The 25,374-nt window shown below is 70.9% G+C and carries 24 protein-coding genes; 20 read left to right on the top strand and 4 right to left on the bottom strand.

Features of this window, described 5'->3' with window-relative positions; genetic code table 11:
* Positions 1–33: 33 nt before the first annotated feature.
* The 12 genes from ACO0LV_RS05420 to ACO0LV_RS05365 all read left to right on the top strand — a co-directional run bounded on the left by ACO0LV_RS05420 (position 34) and on the right by ACO0LV_RS05365 (position 11,192).
* Positions 34–1,554, top strand: coding sequence for a LuxR C-terminal-related transcriptional regulator (locus tag ACO0LV_RS05420; protein WP_424786849.1), 1,521 nt, complete (start codon positions 34–36; stop codon positions 1,552–1,554).
* 87 nt (positions 1,555–1,641) lie between these two features.
* The gene (gene msrB / locus ACO0LV_RS05415) at positions 1,642–2,064 is read left to right on the top strand and encodes a peptide-methionine (R)-S-oxide reductase MsrB (protein WP_424786848.1); all 423 of its coding nucleotides are present in this window, start codon (positions 1,642–1,644) and stop codon (positions 2,062–2,064) included.
* Positions 2,065–2,077: 13 nt separating this feature from the next.
* Entirely contained in the window at positions 2,078–2,842 is a 765-nt protein-coding gene (locus tag ACO0LV_RS05410; protein WP_424786847.1) for an endonuclease/exonuclease/phosphatase family protein, read from the top strand.
* Positions 2,839–3,816 carry an EamA family transporter gene (locus ACO0LV_RS05405; RefSeq protein ID WP_424786846.1) on the top strand — a complete coding sequence of 326 codons (978 nt, stop codon included), beginning with the start codon at positions 2,839–2,841 and terminating at the stop codon, positions 3,814–3,816. The genes ACO0LV_RS05410 and ACO0LV_RS05405 overlap by 4 nt, the downstream gene beginning before the upstream one ends.
* 99 nt (positions 3,817–3,915) lie before the next feature.
* The gene (locus ACO0LV_RS05400; RefSeq protein WP_424786845.1) at positions 3,916–4,176 is read left to right on the top strand and encodes a hypothetical protein; all 261 of its coding nucleotides are present in this window, start codon (positions 3,916–3,918) and stop codon (positions 4,174–4,176) included.
* Positions 4,173–4,565 carry a monovalent cation/H(+) antiporter subunit G gene (locus ACO0LV_RS05395; RefSeq protein ID WP_424786844.1) on the top strand — a complete coding sequence of 131 codons (393 nt, stop codon included), beginning with the start codon at positions 4,173–4,175 and terminating at the stop codon, positions 4,563–4,565. Before ACO0LV_RS05400 ends, ACO0LV_RS05395 begins: the two co-directional genes overlap by 4 nt.
* Positions 4,565–5,509, top strand: a complete 945-nt coding sequence (locus ACO0LV_RS05390) for a hydrogenase subunit MbhD domain-containing protein (RefSeq protein ID WP_424786843.1) — start codon at positions 4,565–4,567, stop codon at positions 5,507–5,509. Before ACO0LV_RS05395 ends, ACO0LV_RS05390 begins: the two co-directional genes overlap by 1 nt.
* Entirely contained in the window at positions 5,509–5,886 is a 378-nt protein-coding gene (locus ACO0LV_RS05385) for an NADH-quinone oxidoreductase subunit K (protein ID WP_424786997.1), read from the top strand. The genes ACO0LV_RS05390 and ACO0LV_RS05385 overlap by 1 nt, the downstream gene beginning before the upstream one ends.
* Positions 5,886–7,370, top strand: a complete 1,485-nt coding sequence (locus ACO0LV_RS05380; RefSeq protein WP_424786842.1) for a complex I subunit 5 family protein — start codon at positions 5,886–5,888, stop codon at positions 7,368–7,370. The genes ACO0LV_RS05385 and ACO0LV_RS05380 overlap by 1 nt, the downstream gene beginning before the upstream one ends.
* Positions 7,367–8,890, top strand: coding sequence for a complex I subunit 5 family protein (locus ACO0LV_RS05375; RefSeq protein WP_424786841.1), 1,524 nt, complete (start codon positions 7,367–7,369; stop codon positions 8,888–8,890). The genes ACO0LV_RS05380 and ACO0LV_RS05375 overlap by 4 nt, the downstream gene beginning before the upstream one ends.
* Positions 8,887–10,650 (top strand): complex I subunit 5 family protein, encoded by a 1,764-nt coding sequence (locus ACO0LV_RS05370; protein WP_424786840.1) that lies wholly within the window; start codon positions 8,887–8,889, stop codon positions 10,648–10,650. Before ACO0LV_RS05375 ends, ACO0LV_RS05370 begins: the two co-directional genes overlap by 4 nt.
* Positions 10,647–11,192, top strand: coding sequence for a Na+/H+ antiporter subunit E (locus ACO0LV_RS05365; RefSeq protein WP_424786839.1), 546 nt, complete (start codon positions 10,647–10,649; stop codon positions 11,190–11,192). The genes ACO0LV_RS05370 and ACO0LV_RS05365 overlap by 4 nt, the downstream gene beginning before the upstream one ends.
* 91 nt (positions 11,193–11,283) lie before the next feature.
* Here ACO0LV_RS05365 and ACO0LV_RS05360 read toward each other — a convergent pair whose 3' ends face one another.
* From ACO0LV_RS05360 to ACO0LV_RS05350, 3 genes are read right to left on the bottom strand one after another with little or no spacing between them, the layout of a single operon-like run.
* Positions 11,284–12,582, bottom strand: coding sequence for a M20 family metallo-hydrolase (locus ACO0LV_RS05360; RefSeq protein ID WP_424786838.1), 1,299 nt, complete (start codon positions 12,580–12,582; stop codon positions 11,284–11,286).
* Positions 12,579–14,165: a sodium:solute symporter family protein gene (locus tag ACO0LV_RS05355; RefSeq protein ID WP_424786837.1), complete on the bottom strand. Its 1,587-nt coding sequence runs from the start codon at positions 14,163–14,165 to the stop codon at positions 12,579–12,581. The genes ACO0LV_RS05360 and ACO0LV_RS05355 overlap by 4 nt, the downstream gene beginning before the upstream one ends.
* Positions 14,162–14,425 carry a hypothetical protein gene (locus ACO0LV_RS05350; protein WP_424786836.1) on the bottom strand — a complete coding sequence of 88 codons (264 nt, stop codon included), beginning with the start codon at positions 14,423–14,425 and terminating at the stop codon, positions 14,162–14,164. The genes ACO0LV_RS05355 and ACO0LV_RS05350 overlap by 4 nt, the downstream gene beginning before the upstream one ends.
* A gap of 246 nt (positions 14,426–14,671) precedes the next feature.
* Between ACO0LV_RS05350 and nagB the strand changes: the two genes are divergently transcribed.
* The gene (gene nagB, locus ACO0LV_RS05345; RefSeq protein ID WP_424786835.1) at positions 14,672–15,454 is read left to right on the top strand and encodes a glucosamine-6-phosphate deaminase; all 783 of its coding nucleotides are present in this window, start codon (positions 14,672–14,674) and stop codon (positions 15,452–15,454) included.
* 99 nt (positions 15,455–15,553) lie between these two features.
* Here nagB and ACO0LV_RS05340 read toward each other — a convergent pair whose 3' ends face one another.
* Positions 15,554–16,687, bottom strand: a complete 1,134-nt coding sequence (locus ACO0LV_RS05340; RefSeq protein ID WP_424786834.1) for a type II CAAX prenyl endopeptidase Rce1 family protein — start codon at positions 16,685–16,687, stop codon at positions 15,554–15,556.
* Between the two features lie 499 nt (positions 16,688–17,186).
* On the opposite strand from ACO0LV_RS05340, the gene ACO0LV_RS05335 reads away from it, so the two are divergent.
* The 7 genes from ACO0LV_RS05335 to ACO0LV_RS05305 all read left to right on the top strand — a co-directional run bounded on the left by ACO0LV_RS05335 (position 17,187) and on the right by ACO0LV_RS05305 (position 25,278).
* On the top strand, positions 17,187–17,315 hold the full coding sequence (locus tag ACO0LV_RS05335) for a hypothetical protein (protein ID WP_424786833.1): 129 nt from the start codon (positions 17,187–17,189) through the stop codon (positions 17,313–17,315).
* Between the two features lie 220 nt (positions 17,316–17,535).
* On the top strand, positions 17,536–18,594 hold the full coding sequence (locus tag ACO0LV_RS05330) for a hypothetical protein (protein ID WP_424786832.1): 1,059 nt from the start codon (positions 17,536–17,538) through the stop codon (positions 18,592–18,594).
* A 173-nt stretch (positions 18,595–18,767) separates the two neighbouring features.
* Positions 18,768–20,408, top strand: coding sequence for a TIGR04028 family ABC transporter substrate-binding protein (locus ACO0LV_RS05325; RefSeq protein ID WP_424786831.1), 1,641 nt, complete (start codon positions 18,768–18,770; stop codon positions 20,406–20,408).
* On the top strand, positions 20,401–21,360 hold the full coding sequence (locus ACO0LV_RS05320) for an ABC transporter permease (protein ID WP_424786830.1): 960 nt from the start codon (positions 20,401–20,403) through the stop codon (positions 21,358–21,360). The genes ACO0LV_RS05325 and ACO0LV_RS05320 overlap by 8 nt, the downstream gene beginning before the upstream one ends.
* The gene (locus ACO0LV_RS05315) at positions 21,357–22,274 is read left to right on the top strand and encodes an ABC transporter permease (RefSeq protein ID WP_424786829.1); all 918 of its coding nucleotides are present in this window, start codon (positions 21,357–21,359) and stop codon (positions 22,272–22,274) included. The genes ACO0LV_RS05320 and ACO0LV_RS05315 overlap by 4 nt, the downstream gene beginning before the upstream one ends.
* Complete coding sequence (locus ACO0LV_RS05310; RefSeq protein WP_424786828.1) at positions 22,271–23,902, top strand: dipeptide ABC transporter ATP-binding protein; 1,632 nt, start codon at positions 22,271–22,273, stop codon at positions 23,900–23,902. Before ACO0LV_RS05315 ends, ACO0LV_RS05310 begins: the two co-directional genes overlap by 4 nt.
* The gene (locus ACO0LV_RS05305) at positions 23,899–25,278 is read left to right on the top strand and encodes an alkylhydroperoxidase domain protein (RefSeq protein WP_424786827.1); all 1,380 of its coding nucleotides are present in this window, start codon (positions 23,899–23,901) and stop codon (positions 25,276–25,278) included. Before ACO0LV_RS05310 ends, ACO0LV_RS05305 begins: the two co-directional genes overlap by 4 nt.
* Positions 25,279–25,374: the final 96 nt, after the last annotated feature.

The raw sequence follows: 25,374 nt of genomic DNA, 5'->3' as shown, positions 1-25,374 counted from the left end.
CGCTGTGATGTGAACCTAGTCAATAATGCGTAGATGACGTCGGTCGATGCCCGGTGCGCACGGTTGCTCCAGGACGCCCGGGCCAGGTGGCTCCTGGGTGATGCTGCCGGGACCTGGGCGGCGCTGGCGCAGGCCGAGGAACTGGCCGGAGCCGACCGCCGCCTCCAGATCCTGGTGCTGGCCGAGCGGTCGGTGGCGTGCGTGCGCGCCGAACGCGCCACCGAGGCACTCGCTGCCGCATCGCAGTGCCTGGCGCTGGCGGCCGAGTCGGCCGGGCAGCCCGGCGCGGCGGAACGGGACCGCACGCTCGGCGAGGCAGGACCGACCGCGCGGGACGACGCGGTACGTGCAGCGGTGGCCGATGCGCGGGTCAGCCACGCCCTTGCCCGCGGCGGGGCGATCTCCGCCGGGCGCCGGAACGAGGAGGCCATCGCCGACGCCGTGGCCGACCTCGACGCCGTGGCCGCCAGCGGTGATCCGGCGCTGGTGGGAGCGCGCATCCGCGCCATCACCGGAGCACTGGTGCTGCGGCTGGCCGGTATCGAGGCGGACCTGGGCAGTGGGCACGGGGAGGCGCAGGCCTGGATCTGGGTCTCCCGCGCCCGCGTGCTCAGCGAGCAGTTGCGCGACCCCGGAACGGTCGTGCGCCAGGCAGTGGATCTGGGCTTCCACACCGGGCAGTGGGCGCGCGCCTGGGACCACGCCCTCAGCGACATCGACCGGGAGAAACACCGCAACGAACAGGTGGCGCTGCTGACCAAGGCGGCCCAACTGGCCTGGGAGCGTGGTTGGGAGGACCACGCTCGGCGCTACGGCCAGCAGGCCCTCACGGCCAGCGTGGGGGTGGATCTGCCATGGGTGCGCGTGTACGCCTACCTGGGTGGGGTGATCGCCGCGGCCGCGGGGGCGGGCTCAGTGGAGGCCGCCCTGCGCGCCTACACCCGGTGCACTACCCGCGCCGGGCACGCCACCCGGCCGAACCGCGCGTGGCTGGCCGCCCAGGTGGCCCTGGAGGACGGTCTTCCGGCAGCGAAGGTGCGGACGTTCCTGGACCGGACCCTGCCCGGTGGACTGGAGCATCCGGCGCTGCATGCGGCAGCCGAGGTGCAACTTCGCCACCGGGAGGGCAGGCCGGTCGATCCCGACCTGTTCGAGGCCGCGGACATCCCCCGGCAACTGGCCCCGGAACGGGCGCGGATCCTGCTGGTGCGTGCTGCCGAACGCAGCCGGACCGGGCTGCACACCGCTGCCGCCCAGGATCTCGCACAGGCCCGCACCATCGTGCGGCACTGGCCCGGACGAGTACTGCAGCGAGTCGAAGCAGCGGTGGAGCAGGTGACTCCCTCGGTGCCGGGCACCCCCGCCCAACGCCGGGTGCTCGACCTGCTCGTCGAGGGCTGGAGCAACCGGGACATCGCTGGGCGACTGGGCTGCTCCCAGCGCACGGTCGCGGTACACGTCTCGGCGCTGCTGGCGGCCTCGGGCACCACCTCGCGCACCGAACTCGCCGGGCAGGAGTTGCGTCGTCGTCTGCTTGGCAGCGGCTACGAATAGCGGGCGCCCGGCCCGGCGATGCCGATGTGCTGCGACGCCGTGACAGTCCGCTGGGACACCTGCGCCATCATGGGCGAGGATAGAGGCATGCGTGAGGTGAAGAACGACTACGAGGTGTCCAAGACCGAGGAGCAGTGGCGAGCCGAACTCGACCCGGCTGAGTACCAGGTGCTCCGGCAGGCCGGCACCGAACGGCCCGGCACCGGGGAACTGCTGTATGAGGACCGGGTGGGGATCTACTCCTGCCGGGCCTGCGGGGCGGAGCTGTTCCGCTCCGAGACCAAGTTCGACGCCCACTGCGGCTGGCCCAGTTTCTACCAACCGAGCGCCGGTGACGCGGTGGAACTGCTCGAGGACCGGTCCCTGGGCATGGTCCGCACCGAGGTGCGCTGCGCCTCGTGCGGCTCCCACCTGGGGCACCTGTTCGACGACGCCCCCCAGACTCCGACCGGTGACCGGTATTGCATGAACTCGGTCGCAATGAGATTCGCCCCGGAGGCCACCGACTGATGAAGGCCACCTGATGACCCCCCTGCGCGTGCTGTCTGCGAACATCCAGTCGGGCCTATCGGCCGGTGGTGTGCCCACCACCGGCCCCGAACTGGCGGCCGCCTTCACCGGGATCCAGACGGACGTGGTGGTGCTGCAGGAGGTGGACAGGTACCAGAACCGCAGCAACCGAATCGACCAGGTGGCGGTCATCGCCGAGGCCCTCGGTCTGCCGCACCACCGGTATGCAGCCGCGCTGGCCGGAAACGTGCGCGGGCTGCGCTGGATGGCCGATCCGATCGGAGAGTATCCCGGCCCGGCATACGGGGTGGCGTTGGCCAGCCGGTTCCCGATCACCGCCTGGTTCGCCACGCGGCTGCCCCAGGGGGTGCAGCGCCTGCCCACCCTGAAGGGACTGCGGCCGGGCTGGTGGGTGCACGAACCCCGGGTGGGGCTGGCCGCGGTGCTGCAGGGCCCAGACGGCCCTTTCGCGGTGGCATGTACCCACCTGTCCCTGTTGCCGCCGGTGGCCTGGCGACAGTTGCAGACCCTGCTCACCGGCGTGGACGGGCTGGCCCGGCGCGCGATCGTGGCCGGAGACTTCAACCTGCCCACCCGCACGGTGCGCAAGATCGCCCCGGACTGGCACCTGCCCGAGGCGCTGACCTTCCCCGCCGGCACCCCGCTCCGACAGATCGATCACATCCTGGTCCGGGGCGGGACCACCGCGAATACCGCATCGCACCGGCTGGCCGTCTCCGATCACCGGGTCCTGGCTACCGAGGTGGAATGGGCATGAGGAACCCTCTGGACCGGGTCCCGGCGCCGCTGCTGTTCCTGATCGCCGGTGCCTCCCAGTACCTGGGCGCGGCGATCGCCGTCGGCCTGTACCCGCTGATGCCCGCGCACACGGTGGCGTGGCTTCGTTCGGTGGTGTGCGCACTGATCCTGCTGGTGCTGGTGCAACCCTGGCGGCGCCAGCACTGGACCCGCCGCACGTTCGCCCAGAGCGCGGTCTTCGGCGTGGTGCTGATGGCGATGAACATGCTGTTCTACATCTCCATCGAGTACCTGCCGCTCGGTGCAGCCGTGGCGATCGAGTTCGCCGGGCCGGTCGCCGTGGCCGCCTGGGGCGGGCGCACGCTGCGGCAGCGGGTGGCGATCGTGCTGGCCGCGTTCGGCGTGGTGGCGATCTCGGTGCTCGGGCTGGACTGGGCCGGTGCCGAATCGGGCTGGTACCTCCTGCTCGGGATCGCCTGCGCGCTGGCGGCGGGCTCCGCGTGGGCGGTGTACATGCTGCTGGGTGGCCGGATCGTGACCGAACGGGACGGGATCTCCTCCCTGGCGGTGGGCACCGCCGTGGCCTCGGTACTGTTCGCCCCGATCGCTGCGCCGTGGGCGGGGCCGGCGCTGTCGATGGACGTGTTCGTGGTGGTGGTCGCCGTGGGGGTGCTCACCTCGGTGATCCCCTACATGCTGGACCAGGTCACCCTGAAACGGCTGCGGATGGCGACCTTCGCGCTGCTGAACGCGCTGTTGCCCGCTTCGGCGACCGTGATCGCGCTGCTGGTGCTCGGTCAACGGCCCACCTCGTGGGAGTTGGTCGGGCTCGGGGCGATCAGTGTCGCGTTGGCCCTGGCCGGTCGTCGCACCCGTTCCGGGGCCGGCCGGTTGCGTCCACGCGATTCCGGTGACCGTGACCGATCATCCGTCCGACCCGGCGTGGCTGCCGCGGGAGAGGCCGAGGGCGGACCGCCCGGTCCATCGGGCTGAGTCCCCACCGGTGGCACGCCGAGTGGTGGCGAATAGGGTGGTAGGGCTCGGCCGGATGGTCGCCTACGTCATCTTCCACCCCCCACCATGGAGACCCCTGTGATCGATGCCGTCCTGTACGGGGCTGTCGTCTTCCTGGTGATCAACGTGCTCGTCTCACTGGTCCGGGTGGTGCGCGGGCCGGCCGACCACGACCGGCTGCTGGCCCTGCTGTTGATGGGCACCACCGCCACCGCCGTGCTGGCGGTGCTGGCCCACGTGATGGTGGTGGCGGCACTGCGCGATGCTGCGCTGGCCCTGGTGGCACTGGCCGCCCTGGTGGTGTTGGCCCGGGTCCGAACCCTGCGGGCGCGCCGATGATCCTGGACGTGGTCTCGGTGGTGCTGGCTGTGGTCGGGTGCGCCTTCTTCGGGGCCGGCACGGTGGGTCTGCTGCGCTTCCCGGACCTGAACAACCGGCTGCACGCCCTGGTCAAGGCCGACAACCTGGGCCTCGGGCTGGTGCTGGCGGCCCTGGCGCTGCAGTCGAGTGTCGCGGTCGCGGTGAAGCTCGTGCTGATCTGGCTGCTCGCCCTCCTTGCCGCGGCCACCAGTTCCTACCTGCTCGCCGACCGGTCCGAGGTCGCCGCGGTATCGGCGATGACCGAGGCATCCAAGGCCGACGACGACGACGGCGCTGCGTCGAATGATGACCGGGCCGGTCGTGATGAGGAGGCCGGCAGCAGCGGCCGCGGGCCGCGGACGCGCTGATGGAAGCGGTGGGAGTCTTCGACGTCGTGCTGGCCGTGGGCCTGTTCGCGGTTGCCGGCTACGCGCTGTTCGGCCGTTCGCGGGTGCATGCCGCGGCGATGTTCCTGGTGTTCGGTGTGCTCCTGGCGGTCTCGTGGGCCTGGCTGCACGCACCGGACGTGGCGATCGCCGAGGCGGTGCTCGGTGCCGGGGTGACGGGCGTGCTGGTCATGAACGCGGTGACCGCCACCCCCGAACCGCCGCGAGCCCTGGCCGGTGCCGGCAACCGCCCGGGCCCCTGGTACGGCCTGCTCAGCGGGGCACTTGCCGCGGTGCTGGCGATGGCACTGCTCGGTGCGGTGTGGCAGTGGCAGACCGTCACCGGCGCGGGCGCGGTGGCCCGGGGGGAGATGGCGGCAACCGGGGTGTCGCATCCGGTGACGGCGGTGCTGTTGGACTTCCGCAGTTACGACACCCTGCTGGAGATCGGGGTGCTGGCCGCGGCCGCGCTGGGCGCCCTGGCCCTGGCGCCGGGCGGGCGGCTGTTGCCCGAGCCCGCGCCGGACACCGGACCGATGGGGGCGATGGTGCGGGTCGTGGTGCCGGTCCTGGTCCTGCTCCTCGGTTGGCTGCTGGTGGCGGGGTCCACCCGTCCCGGAGGAGCCTTCCAGGCCGGCGCACTGCTCACCGGCGCGGTGCTGATGATCTACCTGGCCGGCCTCGGTCCGCGCCGCTCGATGGAGCGGTGGGTGCGCCCCGTGCTCCTGGCCGGCCTGGCGGCGTTTCTGCTGCTGGCGGCCGTGAGCGCGGCGCTGGCCGGTGGCTGGCTGGTGCTGGGGGAGGGCTGGGCCGGCGGGGTGATCCTCGGCCTGGAGGCGGTCTTGATGCTCAGTATCGGGGCCACCCTGGCGGTGCTGCTGGTGCTGATGGACCGGATCAACGCCGCGGCTGGTGATCGGGTGTGATGCGCTCCGATGTGTTCGTGATCCTGGCGGTCGCCCTGGCTGTGCTGGGCATCGTGCGACTGCTCACCACCACCGACCTGGTTCGCCGGGTGATCGCCCTGAACATCGCCAGTGGTGGTGTGCTGATGGTGTTGGTGGCGCTCGCCGCACGCACCGACCCGCCCGACACGGTTCCGCACGCCCTGGTACTGACCGGCATCGTCATCACCGTCTCGGTGACCGGACTGGCGCTGGTGCTCATCCGCCGGATCGAGGCTTCGGCGGGCGCATCCGGCCAGGGGCCGGACGGCGCGGCCGAGCCGGACGAGGCGCCCGGGGCATCTCGGGAACGGCCCTCAGGGTCCGGTCGCTCCGAGGCGGGCGGGGGTGATCGCTGATGGGCGGCGTGCTGCCCGCTCTGGTGCTGGCCCCGCTCGCCGGTGCGGTGGTTCTGGCGCTGGTGCCGCCGCGGTGGCGGCCCTGGCTCACCGTGACGCTCGGGCTGGGCATCACCGCGATGGCGGTGGCGGTGGTCCTCGACGTCGCCTCCGGGTCGCAGGTGCAGTACCGGATGGCCGGGTGGCGTGCGCCGTTGGGGATCGAGCTGCGGGTGGACGCGCTCAGCGCCCTGATGCTGGCCATGACGGCCCTCGTGAGCGTGCTGGTGCTGCTGTACGCCACCGGGACATCGCGGGTGCGCGGCAGCGAGGCGTTCTGGCCCCTGGTGGCGATGCTGTGGTCCGGGCTGAATGCCGTGTACGTCACCGCGGACCTGTTCAACGCCTACGTGGCGCTGGAACTGATGGGCCTGGCCGCGGTGGCACTGGTGGTACTCGGTGGGCGTTCGGCGTGGCGCCCCGGCCTTCGGTACCTGTTCGTGGCGGTGCTGGGGTCGCTGGCCTACCTGTTCGGTGTGGCGCTGGTCTACGCACAGACCGGCACCCTGGACATGGCCGGGGCCGGGCAGGTGCTGACCGCCGGCGCCACCGCCTCGGTGGCCCTGGTGCTGATCACCGCGGGGATGGCGCTGAAGACCGCGCTGTTCCCGGCGCACACCTGGTTACCCTCGGCCCACGCAGCAGCCCCGTCAGCGGTGAGTCCGCTGTTGTCTGCACTGGTCATCAAGGCCTCGCTGTACCTGCTCATCCGGGTCTGGTACGTGGTGTTCGACGCCGCCGCCCCGCCGTTGGCGGGCTTGCCGACCGTGCTCGGCGTGCTGGGCTGTGTCGCGGTGGTGTGGGGCAACGTGGTGGCCTTGCGAAAGGACCGGCTGAAGTCGGTGGTGGCCTACTCCACCGTGGCCCAGGTCGGGTACTTCTTCCTGTTGTTCGCCTACCTCGCCCCGTCCGCAGGCGCGCCGGCGGGCAGCCCGGCAGCACTTGCCGCTCAGGCGGCCTGGGTGGGGGTGCTGCTGATGGTGCTGTCCCACGCACTGGCCAAGGCGGCGATGTTCATGGCCGCCGGGGTGCTCTCCCTGGCCCACCGCGGGGATGACCTGGACGGTCTGGTCGGTGCGGTCAACCGGATGCCCGGGACGGTGCTGGCCTTCGCCGTCTCCGGGGTGGTCCTGGCCGGGATGCCCCCCACGCTGGGGTTCGCCGGCAAGTGGCAACTGCTCCAGGCCTCACTCCAGGGAGGGCAGTGGTGGTGGCTGGCGGCGCTGCTCGGGGGCGGGCTGCTCACCTTCGCCTACACCGCCCGGGTGGTGCGAGCCACCTTCGATGAACCCGGGTCGGCCGGCCGCCGCCAGCCGGTGGCGGTGCCGGCCCGGATGCCGGCGATCGCGCTGCTCCTCGCGGTCGTGGCGGTGGGGACCGGGCTGCTGGCGGTGCCGCTGGCGGAGTTTCTCGCTCCGGCGCTGCCCATCGGGGGGATCCCGTGAACGAGACCGTCACCCAGGCCAGCTGGATTCCGCTGGCGATCCTGCTCACCTCGCTGCTGCCGGGGTTGGTGATCTTCGGGCTGCGCGAGCACCAGGTGCGCTGGCGCACCACACTGAACCTGGCCGGTGCGATCATCAAGGTCGGGTTGGTGATCGTGCTGGTGCCCCCGGTGACCTCCGGGCTGCGCCTGGAGTACCGGCAGCAACTGCTGCCCGGGGTGGACCTGGTGCTGATCACCGATCCGCTGGCGCTGCTGTTCGTGGGCCTGTCCACCCTCCTGTGGCTGCTCACCACGATCTATGCGATCGGCTATCTGGAGACTTCCGCGAACCGGTCCCGGTTCTTCGGTTTCTTCAGCCTGTGCGTGACCGCCACGGTGGGGATCGCGCTCTCGGGGAACCTGGTCACCTTCCTGCTCTTCTTCGAGGTCCTCACCCTGGTCACCTACCCCCTGGTGGCCCATCGGGGCACCAAGGCGGCCCTGCGCGGAGCGCGCACCTACCTGGCCTACACCGTCACCGGCGGGATCGTGCTGCTGGGCGGGGTGGCCTGGCTGACGGCGGTGGCCGGGCCGGTGGAGTTCCGCTCCCGGGGTGCCGAGGAGGTCATCGAACTCGCAGCCGCCGATCCCGGCACGGCGGTGGGGATCTTCGCGGTGCTGATCGCCGGGCTGGCGGTCAAGGCGGCGCTGGTGCCGGTGCACGGCTGGCTACCGATCGCGATGGTCGCCCCGGCGCCGGTCAGTGCGCTGCTGCACGCGGTGGCCGTGGTCAAGGCGGGCGTGTTCGGGATCATCCGGGTGGTCCACGACGTGTTCGGGGTGCACCTGGCCTCCGACCTGGGCGTGCTGACGCCGCTGGCGGTACTGGCCGGGGTCACCATCGTGTACGGCTCGGTGCGTGCGCTCGCCCAGGACGAGCTGAAGGCCCGGCTGGCCTATTCCACCGTCAGCCAGGTCTCCTACATCACCCTGGGCGCGACCCTGCTCGCGGTCACCGCCACCACCGGGGGCATCGCTCACCTGGTGCACCAGGGACTGATGAAGGTCAGCCTGTTCTTCTGCGCCGGCCTGTTCGCCGAGGTGCTGGGGCTGACGAGAGTGAGCCAACTGGCCGGGGTGGGCCGCCGGATGCCGGTGGCCTCGGCGTCCTTCACCGTGGCCGCGCTGGGCATGATCGGTATCCCGCCGATGGCCGGGTTCGTGTCCAAGTGGTACCTCGGAGTGGGCGCCCTGGAGGCCGGGCAGCCGTGGGTGCTGGGCGTGCTGGCCGCCTCCACCCTGCTCAACGCCGCCTACTTCCTGCCCATCATCTACGTCCTGTGGTTCAAGGACCCGGACGAGGGCGCCGCCTGGCAGGGTGCGGATACCCACCAGCGCCACGGGGTGGAGGCCCCGCTGCCGCTCCTGGTTCCGGCGCTGCTGACGGCCGTCTTCGCCATTGCCGTGGGGGTGCTGGCCGGTCTCGGCTACTCGCCGCTGTCGCTGGCGGAACTCGTCGCGGTCAGGAGCTACTCATGACCGCGCTCTGGATCGGCACCGCAGCGCTGCCGCTACTGGTGGCGCTGGGACTCGCGATGGCCGGGCTGCTCCCGGACCACCTGGCCGAGAGGTCTCGCCTGTTGCTGACCTCCCTGGCGCCGGTCACCGTGCTCCCGGCAGCATGGCTGGGGTCGGCCGCCCCGGACGGGGTCGAGGTGGCGATGGACTGGCTCCTGCTGGGCACCACGTTCCGGATCGACGACGTGGGCCGGCCCCTACTGGTGCTGGCGGCGGTGTTGTACGGGCTGGCCCTGGTCATGGTGGCCCGTTCCGATCTGCCCAGGCCCTCGGCGCTGAGTGGCTTGCTGCTGCTGTGCTTCGTGGCCAACGCCGGGGTGTTCGTCGCCGCGGACGTGGTCACCCTGTATCTGTGTTTCACCGTGATGAGCCTGGTGGGATATGCCCTGGTGATCCACGACCGCACCGCCGATGCGCGGCGCTCCGGCCGGATCTACCTGTTCCTGGCCGTCCTCGGGGAAGCGGCGGTGCTGGTGGCCGCGATGCTGGTGGTGCGCGCCGGTGGTCTGGAACTGGCGGTGACGGCCGAACGGGTGGCCGCATCGGGGCACACCGGTCTGATCGTGGCGCTGCTCTGGCTCGGGTTCGGCATCAAGGTCGGTGTGGTGCCCCTGCACGTGTGGCTGCCGCTGGCGCACCCGGCGGCACCCACACCGGCCAGCGCGGTGCTGTCCGGGGCGATGATCACCGGCGGGCTCGCCGGGTGGTTGCGGATGCTTCCCCTGGGCGAGGCTGCGATGCCCACCTGGGGCCTGGTGTTCGTGGTGGGCGGCCTGGCCGGGGCCTACCTGGCGGTGCTGCTGGGCGTGATGCAGGCCAAGACCAAGGCGGTGCTGGCCTACTCCTCGATCAGTCAGATGGGGATGCTCTCGGCGCTGGTGGGGGCCGCGCTGATCGACCCGGACGGCGCCCCGGTGCTCGTGGCCGCGGCCGTGCTCTACGCCCTGCACCACGGGATCATCAAGGCCGCCCTGTTCTTCGGGGTGGGCCTGTGGGGAGCCCACGGCGCCGGTTCGGGCCGGGTGGTGGTGATCGCCGGATTCGCGGTGGCCGGACTCTCCCTGGCCGGGTTGCCCTGGACCAGCGGCTACCTGGCCAAGTACTCGGCCAAGGAAGCCGCCGACGGCGTGCTGGTGGCCGGCCTCGACGTCGCCTCGGCACTGGTGCTGGTGGGCATGGGGTCCACGGTGCTGCTGGCCCGGGCGGTGTGGCTGCTGGGGCACAGCCGGGCCGGCTCGCGTGGGGTGGACATCATGCTGCTGGGCTGGGTGGGACTCATCGGCGCCTCGATCCCGTTGGTGCTGTGGACCGCAGCGGGCGGGGCCGAGGTGTCGGTGCCGGGATGGTGGGACCTGGGCACCTGGTGGGCCCAGGGCTGGCCGGTGCTGGCCGGTGTGGGTGCTGCGGCGCTGGCACTGCGCCTGTCCGGGACGCGGGCGCTGCCGGACTGGCTCGCCCACCCCGATGGCCGGGCGGTGCCACCGGGGGACCTGGTGGTCGCCGAGGAGTGGCTGGCGAGCATGATCCGTCAGGGTGTGCAGGCCCTCAGCCGGTCGATCGCTCGGGGTCGCGACGTCATCGCCGTGGGCATCCGGCGGGTGCCCGCACCGGCTCGCTGGTTCAACCTGGGGGAACAGCGCCTGGCCACGTGGCGGGCCTCGGGACTGACGTTCCTGGGCATGGCCGGGGTCTTCGTCATCCTGGCCTGGTGGGGGGCATGATGGGCAACCGAGTACCCCCGTTCCGCTGGTGGCATCGTGCCGCCTCACTGGTGCGCAGGATGGCGGTCTTCGCCCTGTTGTGGTGGGCCCTGACCGAAGGCGACATGACCACCTGGGCCTACGGCGCCGTCGTCGTCCCGATCGCGGTCGCGACCAGCCTGGCGCTGGCGCCCTACCGGGGTCCCCGGCCCGGCGCCGGCCGGCTGCGGCGCACCTGGGCGCTGGTGCGGCTGACCGGCTGGTTCCTGCGCCGCTCCCTGCACGGTGGGCTGGACGTGGCCCGCAGGTCGCTGACGCCGCGGCCGGACCTGGACCCGGGCTATGTCCGATACCCGATGCGACTGCCACCGGGGGCGGGCCGTGTTGCGGTGGCGAACCTGATGAACCTGATGCCCGGGTCGTTGTCGGTGCATCTCGGCAGTGAGGAGTTGGTGGTGCACGTGCTGGACGTGGACCTACCGGTGCCGGCCACGGTGGCGGACCTGGAGGAGCGGATCGCCCTGGTCGCGGCGCTGCCGTTGGCGCCTCCGGACCGCCGTTAGGGTCCGGACCCCGGGCCGAGCGCCGGCCCCGGGAGCACCACGTCCAGCGCTGCGCCGGGGGGTGAAGGCGTTGACGCCGACCGGGCGGGGCTCATCGCGGGCCCCCTTCTCCCGGGGCCACCTCGGCCATCTCCCGGTTCACCAGGCGCTGCACCACCTGGGTGAGCACCCTCAACCCGACCACCAGGTCCGCATCGGAGGTGAATTCCCGCTCACAGTGGGACACCCCGTCCACCGAGGGCACGAACAGCATGACCGAGGGGGTGATCCTGTTCATCGCGACCGAATCGTGTCCGGCCATGGTGGCCAGCAGCATCGACTCCACACCCTCGTCGCTCGCGGACTTGGCGCCCAGGTCCACGCCTTCGGCCGGGAAGCGCTGCACCGGGCGGATGTCGAAGTCCTCGGCGCTGATCTCCACATTCCGGCGCCGGGCCAGGTCAGCCATCCGCTCGAGCAACAACGCCCGGGCTCGCGCCACGTGGGCGGGGTCGTCGGCGCGGACGTCCAGCACCAGGTCCACCTGGCGGGGCACCACGATCGGGGAGTTGGGTTGCACGTCGAACTTGCCCACCGACGTCACGATGGATCCCGAGGGGAACTCGCCGGTGACCTGCTCCGCCTCCAGCACCACGTGCGCGGCCGCCACCAGGGCGTCGCGCCGGTCGGACATCGCGGTGGCGCCGGTGTGGGACTGCTCGCCGAGCACCCGGACCAGGAGCTTCTGGGTGTACCAGCTCTCCTGCACCACACCGATGGGGATGCCGGACTGTTCCAGGCGCCGTCCCTGCTCGATGTGTATCTCGGCGTAGGCGCCCGTCGGGATCGTCACCGCTTCACCTCGGTAGCCGATTGCGCCGATCGCTTCGGCGACGGTGACGCCCTGGGGGTCGGTGGTGGCCAGCGCCCGATCCAGATCCAACAGACCGGCGAAGACCGAACTGCCCATGATGGAGGGTGCGAACCGGGCCCCCTCCTCGTTGAACCAGTCCACCACGGCGAGGTTCAGGCCGGGGCTGATCCCGTCGCGTGTGGCTGCCCGGGCCACCGCGTGAGCGGCGTGCAACGCCGCGATCACTCCATAGGTGCCGTCGAAGCGCCCACCCAGGGGTTGGCTGTCCAGGTGGGACCCGACCAGCACGTACGGCGCGCCCGGGTCCCAGGACCACAACGCGAAGACGTTGCCGATCTGGTCGACCCGGATCTCGAACCCCAGGTCTGTGGCCCGGGAGGAGAACCAGTCCCGGACCGCACCGTGCTCGCTCGTGCCCGCCTGCCGGTCGATCCCGCCGGCCACGGTCGCGCCGAAGGTGGTGGTGTGACGGAAATCGGCGAGGAAGGCGGGCACGTCGAGCTGGTGCGTGGCGTTCTGTACCTGGTCGATGGTCATCGTCCGCTTCCGGGCCGGCCGGCGGATCCGCCGCCCGGCTCGGTGAAGGGCCACCGACGGGAGTCATCCGGGAGGGTGTCGGCGAACTCCTCCGGGTCCGGCTCGTTGAACCGCTCCCGGTCGAAGTCATCCCTGCGCCGGCTCAGTTTGAGCAGGAGGCGCGAATCGCGGGGCTTGGTGAACAAACTCACCCCGACGAAGACGACGATGTTCAGCAGCAACGACAGCAGACCGCCACCACCGACGGAGAAGGGTCCGGGGATCGTGGCCGGGAGCGCGGTGAAGACGACCAGGCTGATCACGCCCACCAGCAGGCCCGCGGTGGCGCCGGCCACGCTCGCCCGCCGCCAGAACAACGCCCCGACGGTGGGGACCACGACCTGGGCCAGGCCGGCGAAGGCGACCAGCCCGATCGTGACCAGGAGGCCGGGGACGTACAGGGCCATGATGTAGGCCATCGCGGAGAAGCCCAGGATCGCCCAACGCCCTACCCACACACGCTTGTGTTCGGGCAGGTTCTTCTGGAAGTACCTCTCGTGGAAGTCGATGGTGTAACTGGCGCCGAGGGCATGTACCTGGGAGTTCGCAGTGGACATCGCCGCCCCTGCCCCGGCGGCGATCACCACGACGGCGAGCACCAGGGGCGCGTAGTCGAGCAGCATCACCGCCAACACCTGGTCGGGTTCGTCGACGTCGGGCTGGACCACGGCCGCAGTGTTGCCGATCAGCATCGAACCGATGTAGGCGATCGCCATCAACCCCACCAGGAACGGCATCAGGTCGAACAGCCGGGAACTCCTCGTGGCATACATCCGGGTCCACATCTGCGGGCCCATCAGCGCACCCAGTGGGGTGATGAGGAACATCGCGACCCACGTCATCCACTGTCCGTCGGCAAGGATCAGGTGCTCGGGCTGGACCTGCTGGATCTCATCGAACATGGTGCCCATTCCGCCGACCTCGCCGACCACGAAGATGCCGGCGGCGATCAGCCCCACGAAGATGGTCACCCCGTAGAAGATGTCCGTCCAGGCGATGGCCCGCACGCCCCCGGCCCACACGTAGATGATGATGACCAGGTAGAACAGCAACGCGCCGAGCCAGAAGGGCAGCGCGCCACCGGAGGCGACCTCCATCAGGTAGGCGCCCCCGGTGAGTTGGATCTGCAAGTGCGGCAGGGTGAAGATCACCAGGATCACCGCGACCAGGGTGGCCAGACGGGAGGAGCCGAACAGGTCGGCGAAGAAGTCCCGGGCGGTGACGTAGTTGCCGCGCTTGCCGTGGAACCAGACCCGCTTGCCGATCCAGTAGTACATCACCCCGAAGAAGATGTTCCAGACCAGGGCGGTCCAGTACAGCGGGCCGTCCAGATAGAAGCTGGCGTTGGAACCCAGGAACGCGAACGCGCTCCACCAGGTGGCGGTGACGGTGAAGAAGACCGCGATCGACCCCATGGACCGACCCTGGACGAAGTAGTCACTGGCGGTGCCCGCGGACTTGGTCGCCGAGTACGCTCCGATGATCAGCGGCACCATGAGGAAGGCGGCGATCGCGCCGAGTCCGAGAATCTCTGCGTTGCTCACTGGTCCACCTCCGCCTCGAACCGCTCATCCGACGTGTGCGGGCGGGGGCGGCCCCAGTGCACCTTGTAGGCCCAGAACAGCACCACGCACAGGATCGCCCAGACAACGAGGTTGAAGCCATAGATGAATGGCATTCCTAGGATCCGCGGCTCGGCCACGTCGTGATACAGGAGAATCCCGGGGAACTGCAGCACGGCCAGCCCGGCAATGACCAACGACCAGATGGCGATCGTGGTCGGGGAGGATCTACGTTTCGACATCGAGCATCCTTTGCGTTGTCACGGAACGGATTCTGAGTGTGTCGGTGGACCTCAGGCGATACGGAGAGCGCAAGGACGTTCTGGAGCGTCTTCGATCGCGTCGGCCGAGGATAGCGCCCTGGGAAGCGGAGCGCTCGCGCAGGCGCGGCCCGCTGCAAGGTGCCGCGACCGCGATGCCGCTGCTCTCGGGGGAGCCCGGCGGCGACGAGTTAGGTGGGGCCGCGTGGGACCTGCCAGAATTCCGGCATGGAAGTTGTGATCAAGCCGCCCCAGGAGACGGCCCGTCTGGCGGCCGATGCCATCGTGGCCCTCATCGACGCCAAACCCGACGCCGTGCTCGGGTTGGCCACCGGATCCTCCCCGTTGGGGGTCTACGACGAGCTCGCGAAGCGACACCGCGCGGGGGAGGTCAGTTTCGCCGGGGTCAGTGCGTTCCTGCTCGATGAGTACGTGGGCCTGGCGCAGGATCACCCGCAGCGCTACCGCAACGTGATCCTGGCCGAACTGGTGGACAGGATCGATCTGGACCCGGCACGGGTCCATGGGCCGGATGGCCTGGCCCAGGACATCCCGTCGGCCTGCGCGCGCTACGAGCAGGCGATCGTCGACGCAGGCGGGGTGGACCTGCAACTGCTGGGCATCGGCACCGACGGCCACATCGGGTTCAACGAACCGGGCTCCTCCCTGGCCTCGCGTACCAGGATCAAGACCCTGACCGGGCAGACCCGCGTCGACAACGCCCGGTTCTTCGACGACGACGTGGACCGGGTTCCGCACCACTGCCTCACCCAGGGCCTGGCGACCATCAGCGCGGCCCGGCACATCGTGTTGCTCGCCCAGGGTGGCGGCAAGGCCGAGGCTGTGCACCAGATGGTCGAGGGGCCGGTCAGTGCGATGTGGCCGGCCAGCATCCTGCAGCACCATCCACACGTGAGCGTGCTCCTGGATGAGGGCGCCGCCGCCCGGCTGCAACTGGGTGACTACTACCGCCGGGCGTTCCAGGCCAAACCGGAGTGGCAGGGCCTGTAGCCGGTCCCGGGCGCCCCGGACCGCTCGGCGGCGCCATCCCGGCAGGTCGAGGCGTGCGGCGCAGCGCGGTGGACCGGGCCGTGGCACCATCGGGCCAGGCTATGAACCCGGGTTCCTACCCTCCCAGGGATTGGGCGTGACGGGCTCGGGCAACCGCATCGCCTCGCGTGCCTTGGGGGTGCGGGTGCGCCACCACACCAGCGCGGTGGCCAGGACGCACATGGCCATCCCGACGAGCATGAACGGACCGCCCACGCCCGCCTCGCGATCGAACATCCCGTCGAAGTCCATCCCGAGCGCGGAGTTGAGGATCATGATGAAGGTGTTGTTGGCGGCGTGCACGATGATGGCCGCCTCCAACCCCTGGGTTCGCCAGGTCATGACGGTCAGCGCCACCGCGAAGACGACGTAGTAGACGTTCAGCCACATGTCCCCGGCGCCGTGGGCGATCGCGAACAGCACCGCGGAGATCAACGTGCCGATCACCAGCGCCACCCTCGGTGAGACGAACCAGCCCCCGACGGCGCGTTGCACCAGGCCGCGGAAACCCACCTCCTCACCGGCGGACTGCAGCGGTGTGGTGAGGATGGCAATGACGATGAAGGCAGCGTGGGTGGCGGTGAAGACCCCGGTCTCGGTGGGGAAGACCAACGGGTTCAGCGCCGTGTAGAGCAGGTAGGCCGGCAGCAGGACGGCGGCCAGCATGAGGAACAGCCGCCACCGGATCTTCCCGGCCACCGAGTGCAGCGACCCGGGGCGCACCCCGTACAACAGGCGCTGGATCCCCAGCGACAACGGCCACAGCGCGGCCAGGGACAGGTTGGTCACGAGCATGCCCAGCGGCGTGATCCGCAGCCCTGACATCAGGTCCTCACCGAGCAGGTTGACGTCGCTCTGGAGCAGGATCACCACGGTGGCGGGGATCTGCAGCAGCACGAACCCGACGCCGAACATGACGAGCGCGAGGATGCCGCGCCAGACGTTGCCGCCCTGGTCCCGGCGCAGCGCGTGGTGGTAGGCGCGCGGTGGCTGCGGCGCCTGCTGGTACCCCGGGTAGCCGGGTGCGGGTTGGTAGCCGGAGTGGCCGGGTGCCTGTTGGTACCCCGGGTAGCCGGGTGCGGGCTGGTAGCCGGGGTGGCCGGGTGCGGGTTGGTAGCCGGGGTGGCCGGGGGGCGTTTGTTGCTGGGTCGGCATCGGGGCGTGCCCCGGTGCGGCACCGTAGGGCTCAGCCACGGGCGCGGCGTACGGATCGGTGCCGGTCCCCTGCGGGCCGGGACGCGGGGTCGTCGGTGGTGCGTACGGATCGGCACCGGGGGCAGCGGTGGGCCCCGCTCCCTGCGGTTCGACCTGCGCTCCCCCCGTCGGGCCGGGTGGTGCCACAGAGCGCGGGGCGCCGTCCGGGCGTGCCCACGGTTGCCCGTGTCCCGGGTTCTCCTCGGTCGGGGTGTCGCTGGCGTTGTTCATGACTCCACTTTGTCCTATCGCGGGCCCGGCGGGCCATGTGGGCTGCCATCGGCTCATGTGCGTCCGGCCCGGTCCGGTCGTGACATCCGTCAGGTTCGGTACGGTCCAGGCCTCAGGGTACGGTTCCGGCGCGAACTCGGCTCCGGTACGAGTTCGGCCTCGGCCCGCTCGCGCTGCGCGAGCCAGGATAAGGTGGGATCCAGCACCACCGGGCCCGGTCGCCATCGGATCGCGCCGGTGTGCGGCAGCGAGTACAGAGGGTGGATTGATGGTTCAGGACGAGGATGCCGCGGCCCGTGAAGCCGTGCGCCGCCGGGTGCTTATCCGCTCGGTGATCGCGTGGTTCGTCCCGATGCTGGTGCTGGCGCTTGCGTTCTTGTTCTTCATGCTGCGTTGACGCGGGACTACCGCCGTCCTGGTGCGCCGCCATCGGCCGGCCGTGACGGATCCCGGGTGGGCGCCGGATATTTTAGGCTGGCCCCATCATGTCTGTGCCGCCGGATCCGTTTCCACCCTCGCCCCCGCCCGACGACGGACGCGGGCACGGCGTTGACCCGCACCTGGCACCGGACGAGCCACGGCGCCGACGGCCCCGGTGGGTCCCGATCGTGGCGGCGGTGGCCATCATCGCCCTGGTCCTGGGCGGGATCGCGGCGACCTTGAACTACCTCGCCGCGGAGCGGGAGCGGCGCGACGCCGAGGAGCTGGAGCGGGAGCAGACCGAGGAGGCCGATCAGGCCGCCCGGGACTTCTTCGCCGCGGTCGAGGGACACGAGCAACACTGGAGCGCCGAGGCGGTGCAGGCCACCTACGGGGTGGAGGTGGCCGATGCGTTCTTCCGCCTCAACCTCGACGCGGCCGAACTGGCCGAGCCGGCCGCGGATCTGGCCCGGGCCTGCACCGACCAGGAGGAGGCATTCACTGCCTTCTCCGGACTGGACGGATCCACCAGGCCCACCCTGGCGCAGGTGCCCGGATCGAGCCCCTCCTACCGCAGCGCGACATCGGCGGCGCGCAGTTCCGCGCGACTGGCCGAGGCGGAGCAGGAGTATCTGACCACAGGGCGGGACCTGTCCGAACAGCTGCTCCTCTACTGCATGGCGTGGTCGGAGGCGGTGACCGCTATGACCGCGGAGCAGTCCGATTACCACCAGCGCATGGAGGCGGTCCTGGTGCCCCAGGGGCAGACCCAGCGCGAGGCCGGCTGGACCGTGGAGTGCTCCGACCCGGACGGATGCCTGCCGGTGGTGCGCGCGGACCGGGAGGAGTACGCCGATGCCACGGTGGACTTCTACACCCGGATGCATCAGGTCCGCACGGCCCTGGCCACCGACCACTGCTTCGATGGCTACGAAGCCGCGTGCGAGGCCGACCGGGCACTGACGGGCGCGCAGCTGGAGGGCGCCGAGACCGCGATGGACCTGCTGCGCGGATCCCTCGGCACCGGATCGGAGGCGCTGCCCGGCTACAACGACGCTCTGCAGGCCTGGAACGATGAGGTGGAGGACCGGCGCGGGGAGCTGGCCCGGATCCTGACGGACATGGACACCGACGTGGCCCCGGAGGTCGCTCAGCACTTCGCCGCCCACCAGCATGTGGTGCTGGGTGGATGGCAGCGCACCATCGCCGAGTTGGCCGAGGCCACCCTGGAGCGCGACACCATCGACCGGGCCTGAGCGTCCGGGTCGCCGGGTGCCTGCGCACGCCGGTGAGCCGGCACCGAACGCCGACCACCTCCGGCGCGGTGTCCACATGCTGATACCAGGCGGGGTGCTGTGGATACCCCTGCCCTCGCTGGCGCACGCTCGTCACCACGGCGGACCACCCGGTCCGCGCAGAGAGGTAGATGATGTCACTGATCCGTTCCCGCGCCGCCGGCGCAGCCCTGGTCCTCACGTCCGCCCTGGTGCTGTCCGCATGTGGGACCACGGCGAGTGGTGCGGGCGAGGACGGGGAACGCGACGGCGGCACCCTGGTGTACCTGGAGCACCAGCCGCATGACACCCTGTACCCGCCGTCGGCCGGCTTCTATCCCAACGGTGGCATCGTCAACAACATCACCGACCGGCTGGTCTACCAGAACCCCGAGACGCTGGAGTTCGAGCCGTGGATCGCCACCGACTGGGAGATCAACGACGACGCCACCGAGTACACCTTCACCATCCGTGACGACGTCACCTTCTCCGACGGCACCCCGCTGACCGCCGAGGTGGTGGCGGCCAACTTCGACCTGTACGGCCACGGTGACCCCGAACGGGCGCTGATCGTCTCGGAGGCGGTGAACAACTACGAGCGCAGCGAGGTGATCGACGAGACCACCGTGCGGTTCCACTTCGACGCCCCGGCGCCGGGTTTCCTCCAGGCCACCTCCACGATCAACTCCGGGCTGGTCTCGGCCGAGACCCTCGAAGGGGCCTTCGAGGACTTCGCCCCCGGCAACTCCGCCGACGTGATCGGCACCGGGCCATTCGTCATCACCGATGAGTCGCTGGGCACCTCGCTGACACTGAGTGCCCGGGAGGACTACGACTGGGCGCCACCCTCGCTACTCCATCAGGGCCGAGCCCTGCTGGACGCGGTGCAGATCGAGGTCACCCCCGAGGACAGCGTGCGGGTGGGGTCGCTGTTGTCCGGGCAGGCCGATGTGGTGCGCTACGTCCAGGCCCAGGACGAGGCACAGGTGGAGGCGGCCGGCGTGGAGCTCCACGCCCCGCAGACCAACGGGGTGAACAACTCCCTCTCCATCCGCTTCACCCAGGAGACCCTGTCCGATATCCGGGTGCGCCAGGCCCTCATCGCCGGCACGAACCGGGCCGAGGTGGTCGAGACGATCTACACCGACCACTACCCCCTGGCCACCTCCACCCTCAGTTCCGGGGCCTCGGGATACCTGGACACCTCCGAGCACCTGGCCTACGACCCCCAGCGGGCCGTCGAACTCCTCGAGGAGGCCGGATGGAGCGAGGGCCCGGACGGCATCCGCGTCAAGGATGGTGAGCCGCTGCGTCTGGTGGTCAACGAGGCCGCCCCGCAGCCGCGCTCCTTCGAGGCGCTGACCCTGATCAGCCAGCAGTGGCAGCAGATCGGGGTTGATCTGCAGATCCTGCGGGCCGACGCCGGCACCTACGCCGAGGCGATCCTGGACCCCGACCAGGTGCACCTGTTTCACTCCATGGTGGGCCGGGCGGACCTGGACGTGATCAAGTCCCAGTACCACAGCGAGAACCGGAACACGCTGCTGAACCGGGTGGGCGACGAGCCGGTGGCCGACGCCGAACTCGAGGACCTGCTCGAGGCTGTCGCCTCGGAGGCGGACCCGGACCAGCGCATCGCCAACACCGAGGCCGTCCAGACCTACCTGGCCGAGAACGCCTACGTGATCCCGCTGTTCGAGGAGCCCCAGGTCTACGGCGCCGGCACCCACGTGCGCGACTTCGGCTGGGAGTCGGTGGCACGGCCCAGCTGGTACCAGACCTGGCTGGATGAGTAGAGGGACCCAGGTGCCGTACTTCGCCGCCCGTCTCGGCCAGGCAGCCACCGTGCTGCTGGTGGCCTTCACCGCCGCGTTCCTGCTGCTGCAGGCGATGCCCGGGGACGCGTTGATGATCCGGTTCGAGAACCCCGAACTCGGGTTGTCCCCGGCCCAGATCGCCGACCTGCGCACCGCCTACGGCGCCGACACCCCGTTGCACCTGCAGTTCTGGCACTCCCTGTCCGGGGTGTTCCGGGGAGATCTGGGCTACTCCATCGAGTCGGGCACCGCCGTCAGCGCCATCCTGGCCGACGTGGTGCCCCGCACCCTGATGCTGGCCGGGTTGGGTTTCGTGGTCGCCGCGAGCCTGGCCTTCTCGATCGCCTTCGCCGCCGGCCTGAGCAGGTTCGCCTGGCTGCGCTCCCTGCTGCGGGCCGCACCGAGCCTGTTCGTGTCGGTGCCGGTGTTCTGGCTGGGCATCCTGCTCATCCAGATCTTCTCCTTCCGGCTCGGCTGGGTGCCGATCATCAACCCGGGCCCGGTGGCGGGCCTGGTGCTGCCGGTGCTGACCCTGGCGGTGCCGATCTCGGCGCCGCTGGCCCAGATCCTGATCCGCTCCATGGACGCCGTCAGCCTGCAACCGTTCGTGACCGTCACCCGCGCCAAGGGCGCCACCGAACTGTGGACCCAGTGGCACGCCGTGCTGCGCAACGCGGTGCTGCCCACGATGACCATGGCCGGGGTGCTCTTCGGTGAGTTGATCGCCGGCGCCGTGGTCACCGAGACGGTCTTCGCCCGGGCCGGGCTGGGCCGGGTCACCGAACAGGCGGTGCGTAACCAGGACATCCCGGTGCTGCAGGGCGTGGTGCTGCTGGCCGCGGTGGTGTTCGTGGTGATCAACCTGGGCGTGGACCTGCTCTACCCACGCGTCGACCCACGCCTGCGAGGAAAGGTGGCCGCGGCACGATGAGCAATCTGCAGGTCCTCGACTCACCCGCGCCGGCCGAACCCCGGGGCGCGGGCGCGCAGCCCGAGCCACTCACCACCACCGGCCCGCGCGGGCCGAAACGGCCCGGCAGGGACCGACGACGACGAGGCAGCAAGCGCGCGTACATCCTGCCCGGGGCGGTGATCGTGCTGGTGGTGGCCTGGGCGGCGTTCCCCGGTCTGTTCGCCCCGGCGGACCCGATCGCCGGAAACGCGGCGGTGGCGTTGTCCCCGCCCAGCGCCGAGCACCTCTTCGGCACCGACGCCACCGGACGGGACGTGTTCAGCCGCGTGGTGCACGGGGCGATCCACTCCCTGTCCGGAGCGCTGCTGGCGGTGACCGTGGGGCTGATCGTCGGGTCGACGCTGGGCATCGTGGCCGGGTCGGCCCCACGGGTGCTCGACGACGTGATCATGCGCGTGGTGGATGTGCTGCTGGCCATCCCCTCCCTGCTGCTGTCCCTGAGCGTGATCATCCTGCTCGGATTCGGCACCCTGCAGGCCGCCCTTGCGGTCGGGGTGGCCTCCATCGCCGCGTTTGCCCGGCTGGCCCGCTCCGAAGTGGTGCGGGTGCGCCGCAGCGACTACGTCGAGGCGGCCTTCGGCTCGGGCGCCACGTTCTCCTCGGTGCTGTTGCGGCACGTGCTCCCCAACTCCACCACCGCGGTGCTGGCCCTGGCCGCGCTGCAGTTCGGCACCGCGATCCTGGCCATCTCCACTCTGGGCTTCCTCGGCTACGGTGCCCCGCCCCCCACCCCGGAGTGGGGCCTGATGGTGGCTGAGGGCCGTGACTACCTGGCCACCGCCTGGTGGCTGACCACGCTGCCGGGTCTGGTGGTGGTGGCGGTGGTGCTGTCGGCCAACCGCATCTCGGCCCTGATCGGACGGCACCAGTGAGTAGCCCGCTGCTGAGCGTGCGTGACCTGTCCGTGGTCTACCACGGCAGCGCCGGGCAGGTACCGGCCGTGCGGGAGGTCTCCTTCGACGTCGCCCCGGGCACCGCAGTAGCGCTGGTGGGCGAATCCGGTTCCGGCAAGACCACCACGATCCAGACCCTGCTGGGCCTGCTGCCCCCGGCCGGGGAACGCACCGGCGGCCGGGTGGACTTCGCCGGGGCCGACATCACCGGCTGGTCACCCAAGCAGCTGCGGGCGGCGCTGGGCACCCGGATCGGGTACGTGCCCCAGGACCCGAACAACTCCCTGAACCCGGTCCGCCGGGTGGGCGACAACCTGGCCGAGGTGCTGCGCATTCACAAGTGGGGCGACCGGAGGGCGATCCGGGCCCGGGTGGTGGAACTGCTGGACCGGGTGGGTATCCCCGAGCCGGATCTGCGGGCCCGCCAGTACCCGCACGAACTCTCCGGAGGGATGAAGCAACGCGTGCTGATCGCCAGCGCGATCGCGCTGGACCCGGAACTGATCGTGGCCGATGAGGCCACCAGCGCCCTGGACGTGACGGTGCAACACCGGGTGCTGGACCTGCTCGATGACCTGCGCGCGGAGTCCGGCACGGCGATCCTGCTGGTGACCCATGACCTGGCGGTCGCTGCGGACCGGGCCGACGACGTCGTCGTGCTCTCCGAGGGTGCGGTCCAGGAGTCCGGGCCCACCGCCTCGGTGCTGAGCCACCCCGAGCACCCCTACACCCGGCAACTGCTGCGTGATGCCCCGGCCTTCGCCGGCGAGGACGCCCCCGAGCCACCCGGCGGGCAGGAGGTGGTGCAGGTGCAGGACCTGGTCAAGGAGTACACGCTCGGCCGGCGCCGCCCACCCTTTCGCGCGGTCGACCAGATCTCCTTCACCGTCACCAAAGGCAGCACCCATGCGCTGGTGGGGGAGTCCGGGTCCGGCAAGACCACCACGGCGCGGCTGCTGTCGGGCTTCGCACAGCCCACGTCCGGCTCCATCAGCGTGGCCGGGCAGCGGGTGGACGGGCTGCGCGGGAAGGCGTGGCGGCAGATGCGCGCCACCACCCAGATGGTGTACCAGAACCCGTTCTCCTCCCTGGACCCACGCCAGGACATCGAGACGATCCTGACCGAGCCCCTGCGCAACTTCGGGATCGGCGATCCCCAACAGCGCCGGGCACGGGTGCGCGCGCAACTGGACCAGGTGGCACTGGCCGGGTCCATGCTGGCCCGCCGTCCCGGGGAGCTCTCCGGAGGGCAGCGCCAGCGGGTGGCGATCGCCCGAGCCCTGGTGCTCGACCCCGAGGTGGTGGTGCTGGACGAGCCGGTCTCGGCGCTGGACGTGACGGTGCAGGCCCAGATCCTCCGGCTGCTGGCCGACCTCCAACGCGAACTCGGCGTGACGTATGTGTTCATTTCCCACGACCTGGCGGTGGTGCGCCGGCTGGCCCACACAGTCAGCGTGCTCCAGCACGGAAAGGTGGTGGAGTCCGGGCCGGTGCGCGAGGTGTTCACCAGTCCGCGCCAGGCCTACACCCAAGAGTTGATCGCGGCGATCCCCGGGCATAGACCGGTCGCGCCGCACCATGACGAGACGGTTAGGACGGCACCATGACCCGGACGCACGCAGCGGAGCAGGCCGAGCCCGCGGGACCACCGGCCGGCAGCGGGGCAGCGGACCTGGTGGATCGTGTACTCGGGATCACACCCGGCGATGAGTTGGACCGCCTGCGGGCCGCCCGGGCGCAGGCTCGCGAGCACACGCAGCGCAGTTACCAGGTGCTGTTCGAGCCGGTCGATGTCACGGCCGTCAGTGTTGTCGAGCGGTTCGCGGTGGCGGCCTTCACGGTCACGTTGCACCTGCGGACCGGTGCGCCGGGGGCGGTGCGGGCGCTCGCGGCTCACTACACCGGATCGTTGCAGCACCTCGATCCCGGCCTGGCCGGGGCGGTGATCACCCGCGCGGAAGCCGCCCGCGCCCGCGGGCCCTACGGCGCCTACGCCGAGCCGGGCCTGGCGCAGGAGTCGACCACGGGGCCGGTGTACCCGATCGAGGCCGATCCGGCCGCGGACACCTCCGCCCGGGTCCGGGCGGGACTGGAGCACGCCCACCTGCTCACCTTCCGTCCGCGTGAGGCCGGTCCGGCTGATCTGCAGCGGCTGCTCGATGCCGGATGGTCCACCGACGGGATCGTCACCCTGTCCCAACTGATCTCGTTCCTGGCCTACCAGGTTCGGTTGGTTCATGGCTTGTCCTACCTCGGTGGCCCCGGCGGGTCCGGTGCGCCCGACCACGGTGGCGGGTTGGACGGCATCACGGCCCCGCAGGGCGCTTCCGGTGCGACGAAGGGGGCGAAGGTGGACGCTGCGGACACAGCCGGGCACAGCGGCGGCGATCGTGTTCGCACCCATCCCGGCGGCACCGGACCGACCGCGTTCACCCGGGACCAACTCGGCTGGCTGCCCTGGTTGGCGCCGCTGGCTGCCGATGACCTCACCGAGCGGCACCACCACGGCCTGGTCGACGCCGCACGTGCCAGGTCGGAGTACTTCATGCTGCTGGCCCGCGACCCCGAGGCCCTGGGCGCACGAACCCGCACGGACAAGGACATCTTCCACAACACCGACGGCGGACTGCCCCGCGCCGAGCGGGAACTGGCCGCCACCGTCGCCTCCCGGGTGAACGGGTGCGTCTTCTGCGCGTCCGTGCACGCCCGGTTCGCCGCCCACTACGGCAAGGACGTCGACGCGGTGCAGCGGCTGCTGGACGAGGGGACCGACGCCGACCTGGGGCCACGCTGGAATGTGCTCACCGCGGCAGCCGCCGCCCTGACCCGAACCCCGGCGGACTTCGGCGGCGTGCACCTGGAGTCGCTGCGCGCCGTTGGTCTGATCGATGCCGAGATCGTCGATCTGGTCTCCGCCACGGCGTTCTTCAACTGGGCGAACCGGTTGATGCTGTCGCTGGGCCAGCCGGCACTGCCGGCCTGAACCGGCGGTACGTCCGGCCCTTGTGCCAATTGCACGCCGGACGTACCGGCGCAGGCAGCGATGGGTGGTGGTGGTGACCGGGCCGTGATACTGAGC

The sequence above is a fragment of the Pseudactinotalea sp. Z1739 genome (assembly GCF_049725055.1).
GTDB lineage: Bacteria > Actinomycetota > Actinomycetes > Actinomycetales > Beutenbergiaceae > CALKWS01.
Note: the sequence above shows the minus strand (reverse complement) of the source record. Positions and strands in the feature narration are given on the sequence as shown.